Source organism: Klebsiella sp. MBT K-1 (assembly GCF_002556465.1).
Taxonomy (GTDB): Bacteria; Pseudomonadota; Gammaproteobacteria; order Enterobacterales; family Enterobacteriaceae; genus Klebsiella; species Klebsiella grimontii.
In genome coordinates, this window is the sequence record NZ_PDEL01000008.1 from 112,335 (window position 1) to 134,149 (window position 21,815).

At 59.7% G+C, this 21,815-nt stretch carries 20 protein-coding genes; 6 read left to right on the plus strand and 14 right to left on the minus strand.

Annotation, left to right across the window (positions count from 1 at the left end; genetic code table 11):
• Nucleotides 1–7: 7 nt before the first annotated feature.
• The 5 genes from CMQ96_RS13720 to CMQ96_RS13740 all read right to left on the minus strand — a co-directional run bounded on the left by CMQ96_RS13720 (nt 8) and on the right by CMQ96_RS13740 (nt 6,071).
• Nucleotides 8–787, minus strand: coding sequence for a heme ABC transporter ATP-binding protein (locus CMQ96_RS13720; protein WP_024358466.1), 780 nt, complete (start codon nt 785–787; stop codon nt 8–10).
• Complete coding sequence (locus tag CMQ96_RS13725; protein WP_049099304.1) at nt 780–1,775, minus strand: iron ABC transporter permease; 996 nt, start codon at nt 1,773–1,775, stop codon at nt 780–782. The genes CMQ96_RS13720 and CMQ96_RS13725 overlap by 8 nt, the downstream gene beginning before the upstream one ends.
• A complete protein-coding gene (locus tag CMQ96_RS13730; RefSeq protein ID WP_098066924.1) occupies nt 1,775–2,593 on the minus strand; it encodes a hemin ABC transporter substrate-binding protein in 819 nt (272 codons plus the stop codon). Before CMQ96_RS13730 ends, CMQ96_RS13725 begins: the two co-directional genes overlap by 1 nt.
• Nucleotides 2,590–3,630, minus strand: coding sequence for a hemin-degrading factor (locus tag CMQ96_RS13735; protein WP_024358463.1), 1,041 nt, complete (start codon nt 3,628–3,630; stop codon nt 2,590–2,592). The genes CMQ96_RS13730 and CMQ96_RS13735 overlap by 4 nt, the downstream gene beginning before the upstream one ends.
• Nucleotides 3,631–3,701: 71 nt before the next feature.
• Nucleotides 3,702–6,071 carry a TonB-dependent receptor domain-containing protein gene (locus CMQ96_RS13740; RefSeq protein ID WP_004137401.1) on the minus strand — a complete coding sequence of 790 codons (2,370 nt, stop codon included), beginning with the start codon at nt 6,069–6,071 and terminating at the stop codon, nt 3,702–3,704.
• A gap of 215 nt (nt 6,072–6,286) precedes the next feature.
• Here CMQ96_RS13740 and CMQ96_RS13745 point away from each other — a divergent pair, with 215 nt between their 5' ends.
• Both CMQ96_RS13745 and CMQ96_RS13750 read left to right on the plus strand, forming a co-directional pair.
• Complete coding sequence (locus CMQ96_RS13745; protein WP_049130262.1) at nt 6,287–6,571, plus strand: SelT/SelW/SelH family protein; 285 nt, start codon at nt 6,287–6,289, stop codon at nt 6,569–6,571.
• Between the two features lie 75 nt (nt 6,572–6,646).
• On the plus strand, nt 6,647–6,991 hold the full coding sequence (locus CMQ96_RS13750) for a nitrous oxide-stimulated promoter family protein (protein ID WP_024358461.1): 345 nt from the start codon (nt 6,647–6,649) through the stop codon (nt 6,989–6,991).
• 124 nt (nt 6,992–7,115) lie between these two features.
• Here the strand turns inward: CMQ96_RS13750 and sitD are convergent, their stop codons facing one another.
• The 9 genes from sitD to CMQ96_RS13795 form a co-directional block, all read right to left on the minus strand.
• A complete protein-coding gene (gene sitD / locus CMQ96_RS13755) occupies nt 7,116–7,970 on the minus strand; it encodes an iron/manganese ABC transporter permease subunit SitD (protein WP_098066925.1) in 855 nt (284 codons plus the stop codon).
• Nucleotides 7,964–8,812 (minus strand): iron/manganese ABC transporter permease subunit SitC, encoded by an 849-nt coding sequence (gene sitC / locus CMQ96_RS13760; protein WP_004132182.1) that lies wholly within the window; start codon nt 8,810–8,812, stop codon nt 7,964–7,966. The genes sitD and sitC overlap by 7 nt, the downstream gene beginning before the upstream one ends.
• Entirely contained in the window at nt 8,809–9,630 is an 822-nt protein-coding gene (locus tag CMQ96_RS13765; RefSeq protein ID WP_004132184.1) for a manganese/iron ABC transporter ATP-binding protein, read from the minus strand. The genes sitC and CMQ96_RS13765 overlap by 4 nt, the downstream gene beginning before the upstream one ends.
• Complete coding sequence (locus CMQ96_RS13770; protein ID WP_024358459.1) at nt 9,627–10,544, minus strand: metal ABC transporter substrate-binding protein; 918 nt, start codon at nt 10,542–10,544, stop codon at nt 9,627–9,629. The genes CMQ96_RS13765 and CMQ96_RS13770 overlap by 4 nt, the downstream gene beginning before the upstream one ends.
• Before the next feature lie 177 nt (nt 10,545–10,721).
• The gene (locus tag CMQ96_RS13775) at nt 10,722–11,684 is read right to left on the minus strand and encodes a LacI family DNA-binding transcriptional regulator (protein WP_024358458.1); all 963 of its coding nucleotides are present in this window, start codon (nt 11,682–11,684) and stop codon (nt 10,722–10,724) included.
• Between the two features lie 56 nt (nt 11,685–11,740).
• Nucleotides 11,741–12,655: an ROK family protein gene (locus tag CMQ96_RS13780; RefSeq protein ID WP_024358457.1), complete on the minus strand. Its 915-nt coding sequence runs from the start codon at nt 12,653–12,655 to the stop codon at nt 11,741–11,743.
• A 207-nt stretch (nt 12,656–12,862) separates the two neighbouring features.
• The gene (locus CMQ96_RS13785; protein WP_004134302.1) at nt 12,863–13,177 is read right to left on the minus strand and encodes a PTS lactose/cellobiose transporter subunit IIA; all 315 of its coding nucleotides are present in this window, start codon (nt 13,175–13,177) and stop codon (nt 12,863–12,865) included.
• Nucleotides 13,178–13,200: 23 nt separating this feature from the next.
• Nucleotides 13,201–14,523, minus strand: coding sequence for a PTS cellobiose transporter subunit IIC (locus CMQ96_RS13790; RefSeq protein ID WP_004134311.1), 1,323 nt, complete (start codon nt 14,521–14,523; stop codon nt 13,201–13,203).
• A 9-nt stretch (nt 14,524–14,532) separates the two neighbouring features.
• The gene (locus CMQ96_RS13795) at nt 14,533–14,847 is read right to left on the minus strand and encodes a PTS sugar transporter subunit IIB (RefSeq protein ID WP_004134312.1); all 315 of its coding nucleotides are present in this window, start codon (nt 14,845–14,847) and stop codon (nt 14,533–14,535) included.
• 174 nt (nt 14,848–15,021) lie between these two features.
• Here CMQ96_RS13795 and CMQ96_RS13800 point away from each other — a divergent pair, with 174 nt between their 5' ends.
• From CMQ96_RS13800 to CMQ96_RS13815, 4 genes are all read left to right on the plus strand, one after another.
• Nucleotides 15,022–16,293, plus strand: a complete 1,272-nt coding sequence (locus tag CMQ96_RS13800) for a PTS sugar transporter subunit IIC (RefSeq protein ID WP_024358455.1) — start codon at nt 15,022–15,024, stop codon at nt 16,291–16,293.
• A gap of 223 nt (nt 16,294–16,516) precedes the next feature.
• Nucleotides 16,517–17,854 (plus strand): carbohydrate porin, encoded by a 1,338-nt coding sequence (locus CMQ96_RS13805; protein WP_024358454.1) that lies wholly within the window; start codon nt 16,517–16,519, stop codon nt 17,852–17,854.
• Nucleotides 17,855–17,869: 15 nt separating this feature from the next.
• The gene (locus tag CMQ96_RS13810; protein ID WP_176518989.1) at nt 17,870–20,062 is read left to right on the plus strand and encodes a CBM35 domain-containing protein; all 2,193 of its coding nucleotides are present in this window, start codon (nt 17,870–17,872) and stop codon (nt 20,060–20,062) included.
• 54 nt (nt 20,063–20,116) lie between these two features.
• On the plus strand, nt 20,117–21,517 hold the full coding sequence (locus CMQ96_RS13815) for a glycoside hydrolase family 1 protein (RefSeq protein WP_098066927.1): 1,401 nt from the start codon (nt 20,117–20,119) through the stop codon (nt 21,515–21,517).
• Nucleotides 21,518–21,815 lie beyond the last annotated feature (298 nt).

A 21,815-nucleotide genomic window follows, 5' to 3' on the forward strand; every position in this document is an offset into this window, starting at 1 on the left:
CATCGACTCACGGCGCCAGATAGACCTGCGGAACGGACGTATCGGGATGTTCGCCCACGCTGACCTCCGCGCCGTACCAGCGGCTGACGATCGGCTGCTGAATCACCTCCTGCGGCGTGCCCTGCGCCACCAGTTTCCCCTGATGCAGCAGCAGAATCCGGTCTGCCCACAGCGCCGCGAGGTTCAGGTCGTGCAGTACGACGCAGACGTGCAGCCGGCTGCTGCGGGTCAGGCGTTTGAGCAGACGCAGCAGATGTTGCTGATAATAGAGATCCAGCGCCGAGGTAGGCTCATCGAGAAACAGCCAGCCCTCGGGCGCGCCATCGCGCCACAGCTGCGCCAGACAGCGGGCCAGCTGCACCCGCTGCTGTTCGCCGCCGGAGAGGGAAGGGTAGCGTCTCCCGGCCAGATGGTCGCAGCCGGTCTCCTTCATCACCCGGCGGATTATCTCCTCGTTTGGCGCGCCGCCCCACGGCGAGCGGCCCATGGCGATAACCGTTTCGATCGGCCAGTCGGCGTGCAGCTGGGTGCGCTGCAGCATCACCGCCCGGCGGCGGGAAAGCGCTTCTGCTGACCAGCTTTCCAGCGGGCGGCCTTCCACCAGTCGTTCGCCGGCGTCGGGGGTTAAAAAACCGGTCAACAGGCGCAGCAGGGTCGACTTACCGGCGCCGTTGGGGCCAATCAGCGCCGCCATCTCGCCGCCGCGGAGCTGGAGCGAGACATCGTTAACGATCTGCCGGTGACCCAGACGCAGCGTCAGCGAACGCGCGCTATAGCGATTATCCATGCGTCTCTTTCTCCCGACGAAAAATCAGCCACAGAAACCACGGCGCGCCAAGCACGCTGGTCAACAGCCCGACCGGCATCTCCGCGGGAGCGGCAACGGTGCGCGCCAGCGTGTCGGCCAGCAGCAGTAGAATCGCGCCGCACAGCAGCGAACCGGGAACCAGGCCGCGATGGTCCGGCCCCAGCCACATCCGCATCAAATGCGGCACGACCAGGCCGATAAAGCCGATAATGCCGCTGATGGCCACCGCCGACGCTACCAGCAATGCGCTGCACAGCAGCAGTAGACGCTGCAGGGCGCGAACGTTGACGCCGAGATAGTGCGCCTCTTCATCGCCCAACTGCAGCAGGTTAAGCCGCGAAGCCATCGCCCACACCACGAGGGAGGCCGGGATCATCAACGTGGCCGCCACCAGCAGCGTCGACCATTCCGCCTGCCCGAGGCTACCCATACCCCACAGCGAAAGCTGGCGCAGTTGAGTATCGTTGCTGATCCACGCCAGTACCCCGACCAGCGCGCCGCAGAGGGCGTTAATGGCGATGCCGACCAGCAGCAGGCGCGACAGCGAGGCGTCTCCCGCCCGGCTGAGGATAAAAATCACCACCATCACCGCCGTGCTGCCGATAAACGCCGCCAGCATCGGCGCGTACAGCGCCAAGAGCGCCGGCAGCGACAGGGGCAGCACCAGCCAGCAGGCCACCGCCAGCGCCGCGCCGCCGCTGATCCCTAACAGTCCCGGATCGGCGAGGGGGTTGCGAAACAGCCCCTGCATCACGCAGCCGGAGAGCGCCAGCGCGGCGCCGACCAGCAGCGCCAGCAGCACTCGCGGCAGGCGAATGGTCAGCCAGATGTTCCTCAGGATCTCATCGCCGGCGGGCAGCAGGCTGGTCAACGGCAGGCGCATCGCGCCCAGGGTCGTGGCGAGCAGCGTCAGGACAATCAGCAGCAGCGTCATTAACCACAGATGACGGGCAGGGTGGGAGCGCATCAGGGCAACTGCTCCGCTTTTTGCCGCAGCGCGAGCACTTCCTGCGGGGTGCGCGGGCCAAAGCCGAGCAGGGCCATATCATCGATCACCAGTACCTGCTTATGGCGTCCCGAAGGCGTCTGCGCCAGCCCCGGCAGCTTCCAGAGCCCGGCTTCGCCGCCCATGCCTTTCAGCCCATCGGCGGAGATCACCACCAGGTCCGGTTTACTGGCGATAACGCCCTCCTGCGACATGCTGCGATAATGGTCGAAGCTCTGCATGGCATTCTGCAGCCCGGCCGCCCTGATTGCGCCATCCGCCGCGGTTTGTTTCCCGGCCACCATGGTATTCATGCCGCCGTGGCTGAGAATAAACAGCACCCGCTTGTTCACCGGCTGCGAAGGAATTTGCGCGATCTGCTGATGAACCTTCTGGCGCAGGGCGTTACCTTCGCTCTGCTTACCAAGGGCGTCGGCAATCACGGCAATTTTTGCCTCGATTGCCGGCAGGTCGTAGCCGCCCGGTACGTTGATCACCTTAACCTTATTCTCTTCAACCTTTTTCAGCACCAGCGAGGGCTGCGCCTGGGCGCTGGCCAGCACCAGCGTCGGGCGCAGGGAGAGGATCCCCTCGGCGTTCAGCTGGCGGATATAGCCCACATCCGGCAGGCTCTGCGCGGCGGCAGGCCAGGTGCTGGTGCTGTCTTTCGCCACCAGCTGCCGCTGGGCGTCGAGGGCGTAAATCACCTCCGTGACGTCGCCGCCGAGCGACACAATCCGCTCGGCGGCGGCGCTGGCCAACAGTGGAAACGCCGCAAGTAATATCAGCCAGCGCTTCATGCCAGTAGCCCTTCGGTGGTCAAACCATCGACCTGCGCACGCCACTGCGCCTGCTCCGGGTGGCCTTCGCTGCGTTGGCCGTACAGCTGCGCGATCTGCGTGCCGTCTTTGGCGAACAGCTCGACGCTGGTGACGTGGCCGTCGGAGGTCGGTTTGCGGGTCACCCAGATCTCATCCACGCTCTCCTCGCGCAGATGCAGGGTAAACGCGGCGTTGAAGATATTCAGCCAGCCGCGCATCGGGGCGACCTTTTCCAGCGCGCCGGTGAAGATCTGTACGCAACCGCGGTTGCCGACGAAGATCATGATCTCGTTGCCATCCTGGCGGATGGTTTCCAGCAGGCCCGGCAGCGTCTGGGTGTCAATGCGGCAGGCGAGATCGTCGCTGACCAGGCGGAAAGCCTGCTGGCGCGACAGGTTATATTTTCTCAGCAGGCCGAAGAACTGGTGAACGTCGGTCATGGCGCGCCATTCGTTTTCCAGCGCCTCGCCGTCGGCGGCATCGGCATATTTCAGCGGATCGGCCGGGCGAATCGCCAGCGGGGCAGGCGATTGCTGCGTATGCGCGGCAATCAGCGCATCCCAGGCCGCCATGTCGGTATTTCCGGTGGTGTAAACCTTGAGCAGCGCGTCGCCGTGCGGATCGAAGAACTGAATGCTCTGGCGACCGTTGTCGCTCAGGTGAAAAGCGCTGGCCCACTGGCTGAGAAACAGGCGCAGGTCGAGGGCGCGCGGATTGAGCACCAGCCCGGCGTGGCCGCTCAGATGCTGATGGGTAAATTCGCCGACCTGCTCATGCACCGCATATTCGTTGCGGCAGATGCATTTGGTTTCCCCCACGGCTTCCAGCGCCGTCAGAATGGCGCGGGCGTCGTCCTGCAGACGTACGGCATCGTAGCCCTGGCGGGCTTCGGTCAGTTCGGCTTCGCTAATCCCCATTTCGGCGGCGATATCGCGGGCGTATTTCGCGGAAGATTGCGCTTTCGTGGCCAGATAGCGCTGCCACAGCGGGGTATGTTGCGGTTGGGTGTTGTGCATAATTCACATCCTTCTCTACGATGAGTTTCCCCGGCTCGCGGCCGGGGAGCAGGTTTCTTATTATTAGCCGGTCAGAAATCGACGTTAACGCCCAGTTGCCAGGTGCGGCCAGGCATCACCGCCAGCGCCCGGTCGTTGGCGTCCTGATTGGTGGACATTTCGATATTGCGGCTGCTCAGATAATCCCAGTATTTACGATCGGTAATGTTGTATACGCCGCCGTTGACGCGCACGTTCTTCGCGACCTGCCAGTACGCGGTCCAGTCCAGCATGCCGTAGCCCGGAACGCGCATATATTCGCTGGTCGAATCGGTAATCGCGGAGCCGGTGTTGGTATAGCTTTCACGGCTGGTGGCGGTGGCGCGCTTGCCCTTAACAAAGGTGGCGGTCAGCGCGGTGCCGTACACTTTTGCCGGATCGTCCCACGCCACGCCGACGATGGCCTTCATTGGCGCGACGCTATCGAGGTCGACGTACTTATCGCCGCTGTAGCTCGATTTCGATTGCCCTTCGCTATAGCCGTAGGCGAGGGTGGCGCTCAGGCCGTTAACCTCTTCAAACCAGGTGCCAAAGTTGAATTTAGCGCTGATTTCGCCGCCGTAGATGTACGCTTTATCGCGGTTTTCCGCCTGGTAAATGGTGTAGATGTTCGACGGTACGTTAGTGAACTGCACCGGATTATTGGCGCGGGTGTAGCGGGTATAGGCGATAAAGTTTTTATAGGTGTTGTAGAACAGCGCGGTGCGCATAGTGATGCCTTCCGCCACTTCGCCCTTCATCCCCCACTCAACGTTATCGCTGGTTTCGGTTTTCAGATCGGTGTTGCCGATCAGCGCATACTGGGCGCGTCCGGCGTAGCTGGAGCCGAGGTTCCACGAACCGTACAGCTGGCTGGCGTTCGGGAACTGCGCGCCGCGCTGATACTGCAGATAAGTCATCAGGCGCGGGGTGATATCGTACTGCAAGACCAGCGACGGCAGCGCCTGGGTATCAGCGTTCTTACCGTACAGATTTGACACGTCGGAACCGGTCAGCACGCTGCTGTTGTTGGCCAGATCGGAGACGTTCTCCGGCCTGGTCGACTGATGCATCACGCGAATGCCCGGGATAACCGCAAAGTTATGCTCGTCGAGGTCGAAGTTAATTTTGTCCTGCAGGAAGCCGGCGACGATATAGCCGCGGCTGTCGGCGTCCGGCTGCATGATCTGGCTAAAGGCGCTCGGGGTTGGCGACTGGGTTAACGGGCGCTGGGTTTTCGTCGTGCTGGCGTTAAAACCGGCGCTCAAATCGTGGCGGCCTATCGATTTCGCCAGCGCGCTCTGAATGCCCCAGGTGTCGGTATCGTAGTCGGAGCTCACCGTTTGCATCGCGCGGGTGACGCTGTCCGGCATGTATGTCCAATCATGGGCCTCGGTATGCTGGTAGTAGACCTTGGTCGATACGCTGTCGATATAGTCGTTCATCGGCGTCCAGTCGTCTTTCAGGCTCAGGCCCCAGCGGCGGGTCTGGCTGGTCTGGTTTGACGTGCCGATAACGCTGTTGCCGCTGGAGTCCCAGGCGTCATAATGCGTGTGGTTCGTTTTATGGTAATAATCGAAGGTGCTGGTGAGCTTATGTTCGTCATTCGGCTGCCAGATCCCCGAGGCCATAAAGGCGTTGGAGTGCCAGTTTGCCGGGTATGAATCAACGGTCCCGCTGTTGTTTTCCGTTTCCTGGCCGTCGCGACGGCTGTAGACGAAGATCCCGCGCAGGGTTTCATCGCCGCCGGCAACGGTGACGCCGTTGTGCCAGCTGCGATCGGATGAGTCGTAGCCGCTGCGGTAGCCGAAGGCGCTGGTTTTGCCCGGATGCAGGTAGTCATCCGCGGACTTCGGACGGAAAGAGACGTTGCCGCCGATGGCGCTGTTGGCGGTATCGGTTGAGGTCGCCCCGGACTGAATATCGATGCTGCCGTACATGTAGGGGTCAATGTAGTCGCGGCCCATACCGAACGTATTGAGGCCCGCGCGGCTGGCGTAGCTGCGCCCGGTGGCGTTCGGCTGGGCGATGCCGTCGACGTCGATCCCGACGCGGTTGCTCTCCATGCCGCGTATGTTGTAGCCGGTATAGCCGCCGCGGTCGAAGCCGCTTTTGCCGTTGCCGGAACCGCCGCTGGCGCCGGTGGCGCTAATGAGCGGCTCGTAGCGCATGATGGAGCCAAAGTCGTTGGCCCCTTTATCCTGCAGCTCCTGAGCGCTGATCGAATGTTCGCTGCCCGCTTTCAGCAACGGCGCCGGCGCGGTAACGGTCATCCGTTCCGAGCTGTCATCAGAAGATGCGCTGCTGGTGGTTTTCGCGGTGGTATCAGCCGCCCCGGCGGAAGTTTGATAAATTGCTGTAAGCAAAGAAGTCACCAGCAGGCTTTTCTTGAACCATGCTGTTGATTGAGTGGAGTTATACATAGTAGCCACGCCTTAATCATTATTAGTATTGGCTCACGCGTTACTTCCAGAGTGCAGGTGTGTCCGGTTATTCCGTTACTGGACGTTTTTTCTCCATGCTTATTGATTGCGAATGGTAATGATAGGTATTATCGTTTGCAACAAAATAATCATGTATTCTTCAATTAATCTGCAAGTTGTTTACAATTTGCCCTTTGACCGACAGCGAGACGCCGATGAGCCACAAAGCCGCGATTACCATTACCTACTGTTCGCAGTGCAACTGGATGCTGCGCGCCACGTGGATGGCCCAGGAACTGCTGCACAGCTTTAGCACCGACATCGCCTCGGTCACGCTGATTCCGGGAACCGGCGGGATCTTCGTGGTGGCCGTTGATGATGTGCAAATCTGGGAGCGCAAGCAGGATGGCGGTTTCCCCGACGCGGCGGAACTCAAGCGCCGGGTGCGCGACGTATGCTTCCCGGAAAAAGCGCTGGGGCACGTGGATAAACCGGCATAATCCTCAGGGAGTATGGGGCTGCATCGCCCTCTATGAATGTGTATTATGAATGCATCTTTTCGGGGGGAACAGGCGATGGCGGGCAAACGTATTGCGCGGGAAAAAAAGACCATTAGCAGCATGATAACGCTCTACCAGCGCCGCTGCCCGGATGCCCGCGACGACGGCGAACACTATCAGGCGCTTAACGACTATGCCGACAAGCGGCTGGATAAATGCGTCTTTGGCGAAGAGAAGCCCGCCTGCAAGCAGTGCCCGGTGCACTGCTACCAGCCCGCGAAACGCGAAGAGATGAAGCGGATTATGCGCTGGGCGGGGCCGCGGATGCTCTGGCGGCACCCGATCCTGACGATTCGCCATCTGATCGATGACAAACGTCCGGTGCCGGAACTGCCGGAAAAGTACCGGCCTAAAAAATAGCGAATTTCCCCCGGAGGCGATGCTGCGCATCTGTCCGGGCTACGTCCTGGGGGAGAGGTAGCCCGGACAGGCGCAACGCGCCGCCTCCGGGAATAATGCCCGTCAAGGTAGCCCGGGTAAGGCGTCAGCCGCGACCCGGGGCCTCGCCGGAATGGGCTGTGGTTTGGCTATCGCGAACCGAGGTCCAGACAAACGCGATAACGAACAGAACGGTAAACAGCACCACGATGGTCGGCGCCGGGGCGCTGTCGAGATAAAACGACAGCCACACGCCGCCCAGCGAACAGCTTAACGCTATCGCCACCGCCAGCAGCAGGGCGCTGACAAAACGCCGCGTCAGCAGCAGCGCAATAGCCCCCGGCGCTATCAGCAGCGAAATCGACAAAATGATCCCCACCGCTTTCAGCGTCGCCACGATGGTCAGCGCAATCATGCACAGCAGCCCATAATGCAGCAGCCCGCAGCGCAATCCGCTGGCCTTCGCCTGCTGCGGATCAAAGGCGTGCAGCAGAAAATCGCGCCACTTCAGGCCGATAATCAGCGCAATCGCCAGCGCGATCAGCGACGTTTGTACAATATCGCTGGCGGAAATACCCAGCATATCGCCAAACAGAATATGATCGAGATGCACCTCCGACTGAATCGACACGTACAGCACCAGGCCCGCGCCAAACATCCCGGAAAACACGATGCCCATGATCGTATCGCGCTTAATACGGCTGTTATCGTCGAGATAACCGGTGGCGATGGCGCAGAACAACCCGGCGATAAACGCGCCGATGGCGAAGGGGATACCGAGGATATACGCCACCACCACCCCCGGGAAAACCGCGTGGCTCATGGCGTCACCCATCAGCGCCCAGCCTTTTAGCACCAAAAACACCGACAGCAGCGCGCAGGGGACGGCAACGATCACCGCCACCAGCATGGCGTTGACCATAAAAGAGAACTGGAAAGGTTCAAGCAGCGCGCTCAGCATGAGGCCTCCCTGGCGCGACGACGGCTGGCGAGCAGGCCGTGCTTCGGCGCGAAAACGAACGCGGTTAAAAACAGCAGCGTCTGGGCGACGACGATAATTCCGCCGGTCGCTCCGTCCAGATAGTAGCTCAGCCAGGCGCCGAAAAAGCTGGTCAGGCTGCCAATCGCCACGGCGATGGCCAGCAGGCGCGGGAAGCGGTCGGTCAACAGCCAGGCGGTAGCGCCGGGCGTCACCACCAGGCAAATCACCAGAAACGCGCCGACGGTTTGCAGCGCCGCCACGGTACAGGCCGCCAGCAGGGTAAAGAACAGCAGCTTCAGCCCGCTGGTATTGAGGCCAATCGAGCGGGCGTGATTCTCATCGAAAAAGGTCACCATCAGGTCTTTCCACTTCAGCAGCAGAATCGCCATCGAAATAAAGCCAATGGCCGCCAGCTGGATAATATCCTCCGGGGCGATGGCCAGAATATTGCCGAGAATAATGGTCTGGATATTCACCGAGGTCGGGTTCAGCGACACCATAAACAGGCCGATACCGAAAAAAGAGGAGAAGATCAGGCCGATAATCGCGTCTTCCTTCAGCTTCGAACGCTGATTAAGAAACAGCATGCTGCCCGCCGCCAGCCCGCCGGAAAGAAACGCCCCCAGCGCGAAGGGCAGGCCGAGCATATAAGCGCCCGCCACGCCCGGCACGATAGAGTGGGAGAGGGCGTCGCCAATCAGCGACCAGCCCTTGAGCATCAGGTAGCAGGAGAGAAACGCGCACACTCCGCCCACCAGCGCCGACACCCACATCGCGTTCAGCATATATTGATAACCAAACGGCTCCAGCAGCCAGCTCATCTTTCGCCTCCCGCCGCCCGACGGCTGATAAACGGCCGCTCATCGTCGGTAATAATCCGCTCTTCCGCGCCGCTCAGCACCACGTGGCGCAGCACGCCGCTAAACGCCAGTTCGAGGTTTTCGGCGGTAAAAGTGCTTTCAGTCGGGCCGCTGGCCAGCACGGTGCCTTTGACCATCACCGTGTAGTCGCAGAACTCGCTCACCGAGCCGAGGTTATGGGTGGAAACCAGCATGGTGCAGCCTTCGTCGCGCAGCTCCCGCAGCAGTTCGATGATGCGCGCTTCGGTCTGTACGTCGACGCCGGTGAAGGGCTCATCCAGCAGAATGACTTTCCCCTGCTGAGCGATAGCGCGGGCCAGAAACACGCGCTTTTTCTGCCCGCCGGAGAGCTCGCCGATCTGGCGCTGCCGGTACTCGCTCATGCCGACCCGCGCCAGGGCGGCATCGACAATCTCATGGTCGCGCGCTTTAGCCCGCCGCAGCCAGCCCATATGGCCGTAGCGCCCCATCATCACCACATCTTCCACCAGCACCGGGAAAGACCAGTCCACCTCTTCCGCCTGCGGAACGTAGGCGACAAGGTTCTGGCGCAGGGCGCGGTTAACCGGCTGGCCGAGGATCGCGATATCGCCCTTACCGACGCGCACAAAGCCCATCAGCGCTTTAAACAGCGTTGATTTGCCCGAACCGTTCACCCCAACCAGCGCGGCGATGGAACTGCGCGGCACGCGGAACGAGGCGTCGCGCAGGGCGGTATGACCGTTGCGATAGGTCACGCTGACGTTGTTGACCGCGAGGCCCGGCAGCTCGTTACTCATGCCTGTTTCCTTAGTCCGTCGTTGATGCCCTGGACGATGGTTTGGGTGGTGACGCGCAGCAGGTCGAGGTAGGTCGGCACCGGGCCATCGGCGGCGCTCAGGGAGTCGACGTACAGGACACCGCCGTAGTGGGCGCCTGCTTCTCTTGCCACCTGACGCGCCGGTTTATCGGAAATGGTGCTTTCGCTAAAGATAGTCGGGATATGCGCTTTCTTCATGGTGTCGATGGTTTTCCGCACCTGCTGCGGAGTGCCCTGCTGGTCGGCGTTGATCGGCCACAGATAGAGCTCCTGCAGGCCGTTATCGCGGGCCAGATAGGAGAACGCCCCCTCGCTGGTTACCAGCCAGCGCTTGTCCTGCGGCAGTTTCGCCAGTTCCGCCTTCAGCGGCGTCATGGTGTGGCGAATCTTCTCTTTGTAGGTCTCAGCGTTATGGCGATAGGCGTCGGCATTTTCAGGATCGTACTTCACCAGCGCGTCGCGAATGTTATCGACATAGATCAGCGCGTTGTCCGCCGACATCCACGCGTGCGGGTTGGGCTTACCGTTATACGGCCCCTCGCTGATGCCCATCGGCTGAATGCCGTTGCTGACCACCACTTCCGGCACGCCGTTCAGGTGCTGATAAAAGCGGGCGAACCACAGTTCAAGATTCAGTCCGTTGGCGAGGATCAGCTGCGCGCCCTGCGCGCGTTTGATATCGCCGGGCGTTGGCTGATATTCGTGGATCTCGGCTCCCGGTTTGGTGATGGAGCTGACGTCGGCGGCGTCGCCCGCGACGTTTTGCGCCATGTCGGCGATTACCGTGAAGGTGGTGATCACTTTAAATTTCTCTTTTGCCTGGACGGGGGCGACGGCCAACAGCGCCAGCGTGGCGGCAAACATCAGATGCTTCAGGGGGGGCAGGTGCAGCATAAGGTCCCTCACAACGTTGCGATTAATTAATCATCATTTATAGCCATTGCTATGTTATATAGCACACGCTATTTATAAATGAAAATAATTCTTATTTAGATGTGAGGCGAATGATTAGCGTGGGAACCAGCGGCGCGAGAGGAAAGGCCCGGCCACGCGGAAGGCCGGACGCTAGAATCAGGAGAGATCGGCCACCGACTGGCGCGGGATCAGGCGCCCCGCTAGCGTACGCCCTTCGGCGGAGAAGGTGGGGCGCTCGTCAATCAGGTTACGAATACGCTGCAGGCAGTTCTCCATCAGCTGCTCCAGCGGCCAGGAAATACAGGTGAGCGGCGGATTGAGCAGCGAGGCGAGGGGGGAATCCTCCAGGCTCAGCAGCGAGACCTCCTGCGGTACGGCAACGTTGAACTCGCGCAGCAGGCGCATCGCTTCGGCGGCGTAGCGGTCCCGTTTCACGATAATCACCGAGTATTTGCTGAAGCTGTTAATCAGCGTCAGCAGCGCCTGTTCAACGTTATCGTTGGCCGCCAGCATCAGCTGCCGGTTAAAAGGGATGGAGTAGTTTTGCAGAACGTTGCGATAGCCTTCGAGCATCTGGCGGCTGGCGTCATCGCTGTCGTTATCAACGAGCAGCGCGATATTGCGATGGCCCTTGCCGATCACGTAGCGGCAGGCGCTTTCGGTGGCGAAAGCGTAGTCGTAGCCCTGATTATTGACTCCGGCAATGCTGAAACGGTCAAAGGAGATCACGTTGCGCGGCGCCTCCGCCGGGACGGCGCCGAGCACCACCACCGCCACGCACTGGCGCTGTAAATCGTCAACCACCGCCGCCTGTTCCGCCGCATCCGTCACGTACTGAACAATCAGGTTTTTATTCAGCCCCTTTAGCGCTAATGAGAGCATCGGCAGCAGGCGCGCGCCGCTGCTGTCATCGTTCGCCGGGATCACCAGCCCCACGTGATTGGATGTCTGACTGGCGAGGTTTTGCGCGGCAAAGCTCGGGCGGTAGTTAAGTTCTTCTACCGCGCGCAGAACCGCTTCCCGGCTCTCTTCGCGCACGCCCCTGGTGCCGGTCAGCACGCGGGATACCGTCGCTCGGGAGACATTCGCTAATCTTGAAACATCATCAATGGTTGGCATGGCATTTTCTGTCTGAATATTTTCGCCTAGCTTAGCATACCTGCTGAAAAAAGTGTCTACCGCCGGCGGCCTTCAGCGCTGTCCAGAACCGGTAGCCAGGCCGCGCCGCGCACGCCGCTGGCGTCGCCGAAGCGGGCCTGTTTGATCTGCGTCCGGCAGCTATCGGAGAAGAGATACGGGACGATTGCCGACGGCAGCTGCTCATAGATTTGCCCGACGTTGGAGAGCCCGCCGCCCAGCACAATCACCTGCGGATCGAGGATATTGATTACCGACGCCAGGCTGCGGGCGAAAGCGTCGATAAAATGCCGCCAGTGGGCCAGCGCCAGGGGATCGCCGTTTTGCGCGGCGGCGATAATCGCTTCGGATCGCGCCTGCGCGCCGTAGCGGCGGGCAAAGCCGGTGCCGGAAATAAAGCTTTCGATGCAGTTCTCTTTTCCGCAGTAGCAGGGCTGTGCCGGGCCGTCGCGCTCGGGGCGGTAGCCCGGCAGGGGATTGTGTCCCCATTCGCCAGCGATGGCGTTAGGCCCGCTGAGCAGCCGTTGGTTCACCGCGACGCCGCCGCCGCAGCCGGTGCCGATGATGACGCCGAATACGGTCGTCGCCCCGGCGCCCGCGCCGTCCACCGCCTCAGAGAGGGTGAAGCAGTCGGCATCGTTCGCCATCCATACCGGTTGACCGAGCTCCCGCATCAGGTCGTGGCGTAGGTCGTGGCCGTTAAGCACCAGACAGTTACAGTTTTTAATCAGGCCGCTTTGCGGGTCGATAGCCCCCGGCAGGCCGATACCGAGGGTAAACGGACGCTCGCTCCAGGCGCGGACGCTCTCAATCAGCCCGAGCAGCTGCTGCATAAACGCGTCGTAGCTCTCTTTATGTGTCGGACGGCGCTGGCGATAGACGCATTCGCCCGCCGCGTTGAGCAGGACGGCTTCCATTTTGGTGCCGCCGATGTCTAAACCGAGATGTAGCATGGTTGTCCTTAATCGTGGTAGACGGTTTCCCGAGGCCAGCCGGTTTTCTCCGGGAGGAGGCTACGCATGCAGTCCAGGTAGCCCGGCTAAGCGCAGCGCGAGCCGGGAAGTCAGCCAGATGACATGAAAATTTACCGTTTTCCCGGGTCGCGGCGTAAACGCCTTACCCGGGCTACGTCACCTCCTCTCCCCTGGAGAGGAGGAACTCTACGCGTGCAGCGGTCGCGAGCGGTAAATGGCGATCAGTTCGCCGATCAGCTCTTTCGCCAGAATTGAGGTCATCAGATGATCCTGAGCGTGAACCATCACCAGGGTCATTTTGGTTTTACCCTCTCCCTCGTCGGCCTCAATCAGCTGGGTCTGCACCCGATGCGCCTCGCGGGCGAAATGCGCCGCTTCTTTCATTTTTTCGTCGGCGGCGGTGAAATCCCCCGCTTTAGCGCAGCTCAACGCTTCGTAGCACAGGCTACGCGACTGGCCGGCGTTGATGATGATACCCATCACCTGTTCTTCTAATTCCATGACAACCCTCTGAATAGTATGAATTATGCGGACTGCGGCGCGCTTTCGGCCTGGGCGGCCGCGTTAGCGTGCTCCTGCTCAAGCAGCTGTTTTTCGTAGGCTTTGAGGAACGGCAGGTACATCACCATCGCCGTCGCCATACAGATCAGGCACATGATCACCGGGCTAAAGCTCCAGTTCGCCGCCCATGAGGCGCCGATAGGGGCAGGCGTCGTCCACGGCGTCATCGACACCACGCGGCTCACCAGGTCCAGCTTCAGCGCAAAGTAGGCCAGGGTCGCGTTGATCATCGGCACCAGCACGAACGGCAGGAAGAACAGCGGGTTCATGATGATCGGCGCGCCAAACAGAATCGGCTCGTTGATGTTAAATACGCCCGGCACCACGCCCATCCGGCCAATCGTTCGCAGATGCACGGCCTTGCTGCGCAGCAGCATCAGCGCCAGCGGCAGGGTGGATCCGACGCCGCCGATCAGCAGGTAGTGATCCCAGAAGCCCTGGACGTAGATATGCGGGATCGCGGTGCCTGCGGCCATCGCCGCCTGGTTGATCGACAGGTTCGCCATCCAGAATGGATTCATGATCCCGGTGACGATCAGCGCCCCGTGGATCCCGGCAAACCACAGCACCTGGCACACCAGCACCGACAGCAGAATCGCCGGTAGGGTATCGGAAGCCGCCACCAGCGGTTTCACCAGCGACATGATCGCTTCCGGGATAATCATTCCCAGCTGCGCTTCGATAAACAGATTCAGCGGATGCAGCGTCAGCACGATCGCCAGCACCGGGATCAGAATTTCAAACGAGCGCGCTACGCCCGCCGGAACTTCAGGCGGCAGACGGATCGTAATGTTGTGCCGCTTGAGGAAGGCGTACAGTTCGGTGGAGTAAATCGCCACCAGAATCGCGGTAAAGATCCCCTGACCCGAGAAGTAGGCGGTGGAGATCTGGCCATCCTTCAGCGGCGCGGCCACCAGCAGAAACGACATCAGCGACAGCATCCCGGCGGTCAGCGAGTCCAGATTGTGGTGTTTCGCCAGGCTGGCGGCGATCCCGACGGCGATAAACAGCGTCATCACCCCCATGCTGAAGTTAAATGGCAGCATCAGCGCATCGCGATGATCGAGGGAAAATTGCAGCCAGGCGCGGGCAAAACCCCACGTCGTATCCGGAGAAAAAGGCGGGAAAATAAAGACCAGCAAAAACGAGCCGACGATCATAAAGGGCAGGGCGGTAATAAAACCGTCGCGGATGGAGGTAACGTATTTTTGCTGGCCGATCGCCCCCGCCATAGGGGTGATCTTCTGTTCAATCACGGCGATCAGCTTCGCGTACAGAGAGCTCATGATCTTTCCTTAATTTTTGTTATCGATAAGGGAAAGCGCGAAATCCAGCACGGCGCCGCCTTTCTGCATGCCGTAATCCATCATGTTGATGGGCTCCACGCGGATCCCGTATTTATCCGCCTGTTTTTGCAGATCTTTCTGCATGTATTTCACCTGCGGCCCCAGCAGGACCACCTGGTAATGGCCGACCTGCCGATCGAATTCCGCGACGCCGAAGGCGTTGATCTCCACCGGTAGACCGCGCTGCTCGGCTTCGGCGATCATTTTTTTCACCAGCAGGCTGGTGGACATGCCCGCGGAACAGCACAACATTATCTTTTTCATATATCGCTCCTGATGAGATGGATGCGCCGACTATAGTCATAATGGATATAAAACGGAAAGCGCTTTCCGTTTGTGGATTTATTTATTGTGACCACGATCACCTATGGCGGGCTTTTACTTTACCCGGGAGTGCGCGATCATCCTGGCGACCAACCTATTCTGAAAGGCAGGATTATGAACATTCAGTTGATGAATGTTGCCGTCGACATCATCGAGCAGCGTCTGGCGCCGCTGGCCAACGTTCTGACGCGCAATAACCACATCACGGCGATGCGCGACAGCTTTGCGCTGGCGATGCCGTTTGTGATTGTCGGAAGTTTGCTGGTGCCGATTTTGTTTCCGCCCGTTTCCATCGACGGCGCATCGTTTTTCGGCCAGTTCTATTTCCAGCTGCGTCCCATTCTGCTGCCGACTTTCGAACTGACTATCGGGCTGGTGGCGCTGATTGTGGCCTTCGGCGCCAGCGCCAGTCTTGCCAAGCAGTACCGGCTGCCGGAACGGCTCTGCGGGCTGACCGGCTGCCTGGCGTTCTTGCTGTTTATCGGCTTTCGCGGCAACGGCGCGGCCAATCTTTATCTTGGCGGGATGGGGATTTTTACCGCGCTGATTTCAAGTACTTACTCCATTGAGATCGTGCGCTTCTTCTACAAAAAAGGCTGGTGCATCCGCCTGCCGGAAGAGGTGCCGGTGATGACCCGCAACGGCTTTCAGCTGCTGATCCCGCTGCTGGTGGTGATGCTCTCCATCAGCGTCATCAACGCGCTGCTGTTGCAGAGCACCGGGCGCATTTTACCGGAGCTGATTAGCGAAGCGGTGCGGCCGCTGGTGGTGGCGTCCGACACCTTAACCGCGGTATTAATCTCTTTGTTTATCTGTAACCTGCTTTGGTTTGTCGGCATTCACGGGGCGCTGATTATCACCGGGATTATGAACCCATTCTGGATGACCTATCTGTTTGAAAACCAGCAGGCGCTGGCCGCCGGTTCCGCCACGCTGCCGCATATTTACCTGCAGGGATTCTGGGATTTTTACCTGCTGATCGGCGGCATCGGCTCCACCCTGCCGCTGGTGTTTATGGCGATGCGCAGCCGTTCGCGGCAGCTGAAAAGCGTGGGGAAAATTGGCTTGCTCCCCTCGCTGTTTAATATCAATGAGCCGATACTGTTTGGTTTTCCGATTATCATGAACCCGGTCTTTCTGCTGCCGTTTCTGTTTGTGCCGCTGATAAATGCCTGTATCGCCTGGTATTTAACCCAACTGGGGATTCTCGATCGGGCGGTGGCGATGCTGCCGTGGTCGATGCCGGCGCCGCTCGGCGCGGCGTGGTCAGCCAACGGCAGCTGGAAAAACTTATGCATGTGCCTGTTTGCCATTTTTAACGCCTGGATGCTCTATCGTCCGTTCTTCAAGGTCTATGAACGCCAGCTCGCCGACGCCGAACGCTAAGCTTTTCGCCTGCCAGCCACAGCCCGCCGCGCGCGGGCTTTTTTATTTCTGCCGGATTATGTGAACCTCATCACGAATATTCGCCCGCTCTCGTTAAAATTGTGAACTCATCCGGCAATTACGGAAAGCGATTTCCGTTAATGGATGTACATTTCCAATTTTGATCCGTAAATTTCCTCCCGTTCTCAGGCAGTGTTAATAAAAAAATAACCAAGGAATAAAAATGATCAGGCTAAATCATTCAATACCTCTGTCTTTACTCGCCCTCGCGGTGATGAGCGACTGCGCCATCGCCGATCCGAAGTACGATTTTATGCTCCACGGCTATATCCGTTCGGGGATCCTCGCCAACGCCGACGGCAACCGCGCCGACTCCGTTGGCCTGATGCCGGACGGCAAGTGGCGTCTGGGCAACGAAGAGGATACCAAGATCGAACTGATCCCGACGGTGACGTTAACCTCGGACAGCGGCGTGGTGGCTAAAGTCCAGGCCAACATTACCCATCAGTCGAAATGCACCTCCGACTGGAACTGTCAGGATGACGACGGGCATGATGTGCAGTTCCGCGAAGGTTTCGCCGAACTGTCAAACCTCGACTTCGCGCCGGAAATGACCTTCTGGGCCGGTAAGCGCTACAGCAGCTCCAACACCTCCAGCCACCAGTTCGACTGGGAGTACATTCAGTACAACGGTACCGGCGGCGGCTTCGACAATATGGATCTTGGCTTCGCGCGCTTCGATGCCGGGGTTTACGCCTTCTCGCCAACCGACGAAACCAAAGCCTACCCGGTCGACAAAGGCGATCAGGGCTATCCGGATGACTACTCGCTCAACCTGTGGCTGAAAAAGATCGGCGGAACCGGCTTCGACCTTGAGCTGATTGGCCACCACATGAACCGCAATGAGAAGCACCCGACCTCGGCGGAAAAGGGCTACGGCGTAACCGGCGTCTACAACTTTGACGGTTTTTACGGCCTGACTGGCGGCTACTCTCGCGTGGTCTTCCAGTACGGGCGCGGCCTGGCGGCCGGGGACTCGCTGGGTAAAAACGGCTGGGGCTGGGCAAACCTCGACGATACCCAGTCCTGGCGCGTGGTGCTGGATAACATGGCCTCGCTCGGCGACTGGGAAATCTCCACGTTTGCCTACTATCAGAAAGACAAAAACTACCGCTGGTGGACGGAAGATGCCGACGGCTGGGGACGCACCAGCTGGGTGGCGGGGATCCGCCCGTACCAGCAGATCACCAAAAACTTCGCCATGCAGTACGAGCTGGGCTACGAATATCTCGACGATAAAAACTACAAAGGCGTGGACGGTAAAGGCAAAGGCGGCCTGACGAAAGTGACCATCGCGCCGACCCTGACCTTTGATTCCGGCTTCTGGACCCGCCCGCAGCTGCGCTTCTTCGTCACTTACGCGAAGTGGGACAAAGGCGTGTCCGACGCGCTGGACGGCAACTATAACTGGGACACCAATACTATTTCCGCAGGCGGCTACTCGCGCAGCGGCGACACCGACACGCTGAACTTTGGCGTGCAGGCCGAAGTCTGGTTCTAAGGAGAGATAACGATGATTAAGCCGGTGACAAAACTGATGCTCGTCGCGCTGCTTTCGGCGCTGGGAAGCGCAGGCGCGATGGCCGCAGAGCGCTCGCACTTTGAACACTTTATTACCCGCGACGGCGCGACGCTAAAAGACGGCGACAAGGTTTTCCGCTTTGCGGGCATCCACGCGCCGGAGCTGCACCGTATCGAGGACGATGCGCGCGGTACCTGTAAGGCCGACACGCGCGGCTGGGGGCAATACTTCCGCTGGCCGACGGCGGAAGAGCAGGAAAACTGGATTAAGGCGATGGTGCAAACCGGCGCCAGGGCGCAGCGGGTATACGTGCTCTCGGTGCAGCAGACGTTTGACGAGGCCTGCGGTCGAGAAACCCATATTCTGGCCCCGGAAACCACCGACGGCATGCCGCGCCTGAACGAAAAGGCGATGCGGGTATACGACAACATGATCGCCGAGGCGGACAAACAGGGGCTGCGCCTGATCCTGCCGTTTATCGATCACTGGTGGTGGTGGGGCGGTCGCGAGCAGCTGGCGGCGTTCTACCACGAAAAGCCGGAGGATTTTTACCGTACCGACAGTAAAACCTTCAAGGCCTATCTTGACGTGATTCGCCAGGTTATCACCCGTACCAACAGCGTGACCGGTCGTCCTTATTTCGACGAAAAAGCGATTATGGCCTGGGAGACCGGCAACGAACTGGAAGACACCAACGCGGCGTTCCTTCAGCAGACCGCCGCGTGGATCAAAAAGTGGGCGCCGCATCAGCTGGTGGTCGATGGCACCTACAAGAAAATTAACGGGTTTGCGCTCAACGATCCTAATGTCGATATCGTCAGCAACCACTATTACACCAATGCCGATAACAACCATCCCGATCAGGTGAAAAAAGACCTGACGGCGGCAGCGAGTAAAAAAGTCTATATGGTGGGCGAATTCGGCCTGCTGGACGCGCAGCAGCTTAACGCCATTATGCAGTCGATCGTCCATAGCGAAGTCAACGGCGCGCAGGCGGCGGGCGGCTTGATTTGGGGCTTCCGCGGTCATCGTCATGATGGCGGTTTCTACTGGCATAAAGAGTCCACCGGCCACTACAGCTACCATCTGCCGGGCTTCCCGATGGAAGGTAAGGCCAATGAGGAAATGGAAGTGGTCGACCTGGTGCGGACCGCCGCGGCGCAGATGAACGGGCAGGAGAACGCGCCGCCGCTGCCGAAACCGGATGCGCCGACGCTGCGGGCGACGGATTCACCGTTTGCTATCAACTGGCTGGGGGCGGCGGTAGGGCGCGCTTATGATGTCGAGCGCGCTGATTCGGCATCCGGGCCGTGGAAAGTGGTGGGGCGCGATATTTCCGATGGCGTTAACGAGTGGAACCCGCAGACGATGGATCTGTTCCGCGATGACTATCGCAGTCTGCAACTGGGGAATACGTACTATTACCGCGTCATCGCTAAGAATGAGAGCGGGAGCTCAGCGCCTTCGAACGTGATTAGCGTGAAGCACACCCAGGCGAATCAGGCGCCGGTAGTCGCGCTGGCGGAGACGCTCACCACCAGCCAGGATCAGGGCGTGCAGCTGAGCGCGAGCTGGCGCGATGACGGACTCCCGGACCGCGACGTAAAGGTGAACTGGAGCAACGGCGGCAGCGCGCAGGCTCATTTCTGCGCGACGGATAAAGCCGAAACCCGCGCCTGGTTCAGCGCCCCCGGTGAATATGCGCTGACCTTTAGCGCCGATGACGGCCTGCTCAAAAGCAGCAAAACCGTAAAGGTCACGGTGACGGAAGCCGTCGGTAAAGTCCCCGCCGACTACTGCCGTTTTGGCGGTGGGGTATTGCACGTGACCGAGGGCAAGATTGAGGCGGCGAAAAGCGAGAAAGACGCGCTGACGATTGACGAAGACGGCTTCCTCGGGCCGTTCGCCAACGACGGCGATAAGGTGAGCTGGCAGGTTTCCGCGCCGTGGGCCGGCAAGTATCTGCTGCGGGTGACGTTCAGCGGCAAATGGGGCGGCAAGAAAAACTCGTTTATTGTCAACGGCGGCGCGCCAATCTCGGTTGAGTTCCCGCAGACCGATGAACAGGGCCAGCAGCAACTGGTGCCGGTCGAGCTGAAGGCCGGCGATAACCGCATCGACTTCGGTAAATTCGCCGGCGACTGGGGCTATATGTTTATCAAATCGATTGAAGTGGTTGCAGAGTAGTGCTTATTGGCTGCGCCCGTCGGGTGCGGCCTTTTTTAACTTACAGGAGGCGTTATGACCCGGTATCAGTTTCCGGAAGGCTTTTTTTGGGGCGCGGCGGCATCCGGTCCGCAAACGGAAGGCATCAGCAACAAGCCGCACCGTTCTATTTGGGACAGCTGGTTTGCCGAACAGCCGGAACGTTTTTATCAGCAGATTGGGCCGCAAACCGTTTGCGATACCTATCATCAGTATCCTCAGGACGTGGCGTTGATGAAGCGGACCGGGTTCAACTCCTTTCGCACGTCGATTCAGTGGTCGCGGCTAATTGATGACTTCGAAACCGGCGCGCCCAATGCGGACGCGGTGCGTTTCTATCATGCCTACCTTGATGAGATGATCGAAAACGGCATTGAACCGATGATTAACCTCTACCACTTCGACATGCCGGAAGCGCTGCAAAAGCAGTACGGCGGCTTTGAGTCGGCGCACGTGACGGATCTCTTCGCGCGCTTTGCCCGCACCGCCTTCGAGCTGTTTGGTCACAAAGTGAAATACTGGATCACCTTCAACGAGCCGATTGTACCGGTTGAGGGCGGCTATCTGTACGACTTCCACTACCCCTGCAAGAAAGACGGCAGTCTGGCGGCGCAGGTGGCGTTCAACATTATGCTGGCCCACGCCAAAGCGGTGCGCGAGTTTCGCGCGCTGGCGCTGGAGAGCGAGATTGGCGTGGTGCTGAACCTGACGCCCTCCTATACCCGTAACGACAGCGCTGAGGATAAAAAAGCGGCGTGGTATGCGGATCTGTTTTTCAACCGCAGCTTTCTCGATCCGCTGGTGAAGCATCAGTTCCCGAAAGAGCTGTGCGAAATTCTGGCCGCGCACGACTGCCTGCCGGAGGTGACAAAAGCCGACGTGGAGCTGATTACCGGATCGCGCGTCGATTTTCTCGGCGTTAACTATTACGTTCCGCGGCGGGTGAAGGCGCGCGAAAGCGACTATACGCTGGACTATTTCACCCCGGAGTTCTATTTCGAAAACTACGTGAATCCAGAAGGGCGCTTTAATCCTTATCGCGATAATAATGAGATTCTGCCGCAGGCGATTTATGACATTGCCGCCAATATTCGCGATAACTACGGCAATATAAAGTGGTTCCTCGCGGAAATCGGCATCGCGATGGATATTGAGTCGGAAGGCGAACCGGGCGAAGACGGGGTGATTGACGATTCGTTCCGCATCGGCCTGATGGAAGAGCATCTGGTGCAGCTGCACCGCGCGATAGCCGACGGCGCGAACTGCTTTGGCGTGCATCAGTGGACCTTTATCGATAACTGGTCATGGATTAACTCGTTCAAGCGCCGCTACGGTTTCTGGCGGCTTAATCTGCAAACCGGAGAGCGGCAGATAAAGCGCAACGCGCTGTGGTTTGCCGAGCTGGCGACCAGCAACGGCTTCAGTTCTGATAAATAGCTCGGCAAAATCCCCCGGAGGCGGCGCTTGACGCGCCTGTCCGGGCTACCAAACCGCACGAACTTGTAGCCCGGACAGGTGCGCCAGCACCGCCTCCGGGAAGCCGTACCCACCGGGCTTCGGATGCTCTCCCCGGTGGCGGCTGTCGCCTTACCGGGGCGACGGGTTCCCCGCCGTCTGCGGACAGGTAACCCGGACAGGTGCGTCAGCACCGCCTCCGGGAAGCCGTACCCAACGGGCTTCGGATGCTCTCCCCGGTGGCGGCTGACGCCTTACCGGGGCTACGAGGTCCCCGCAG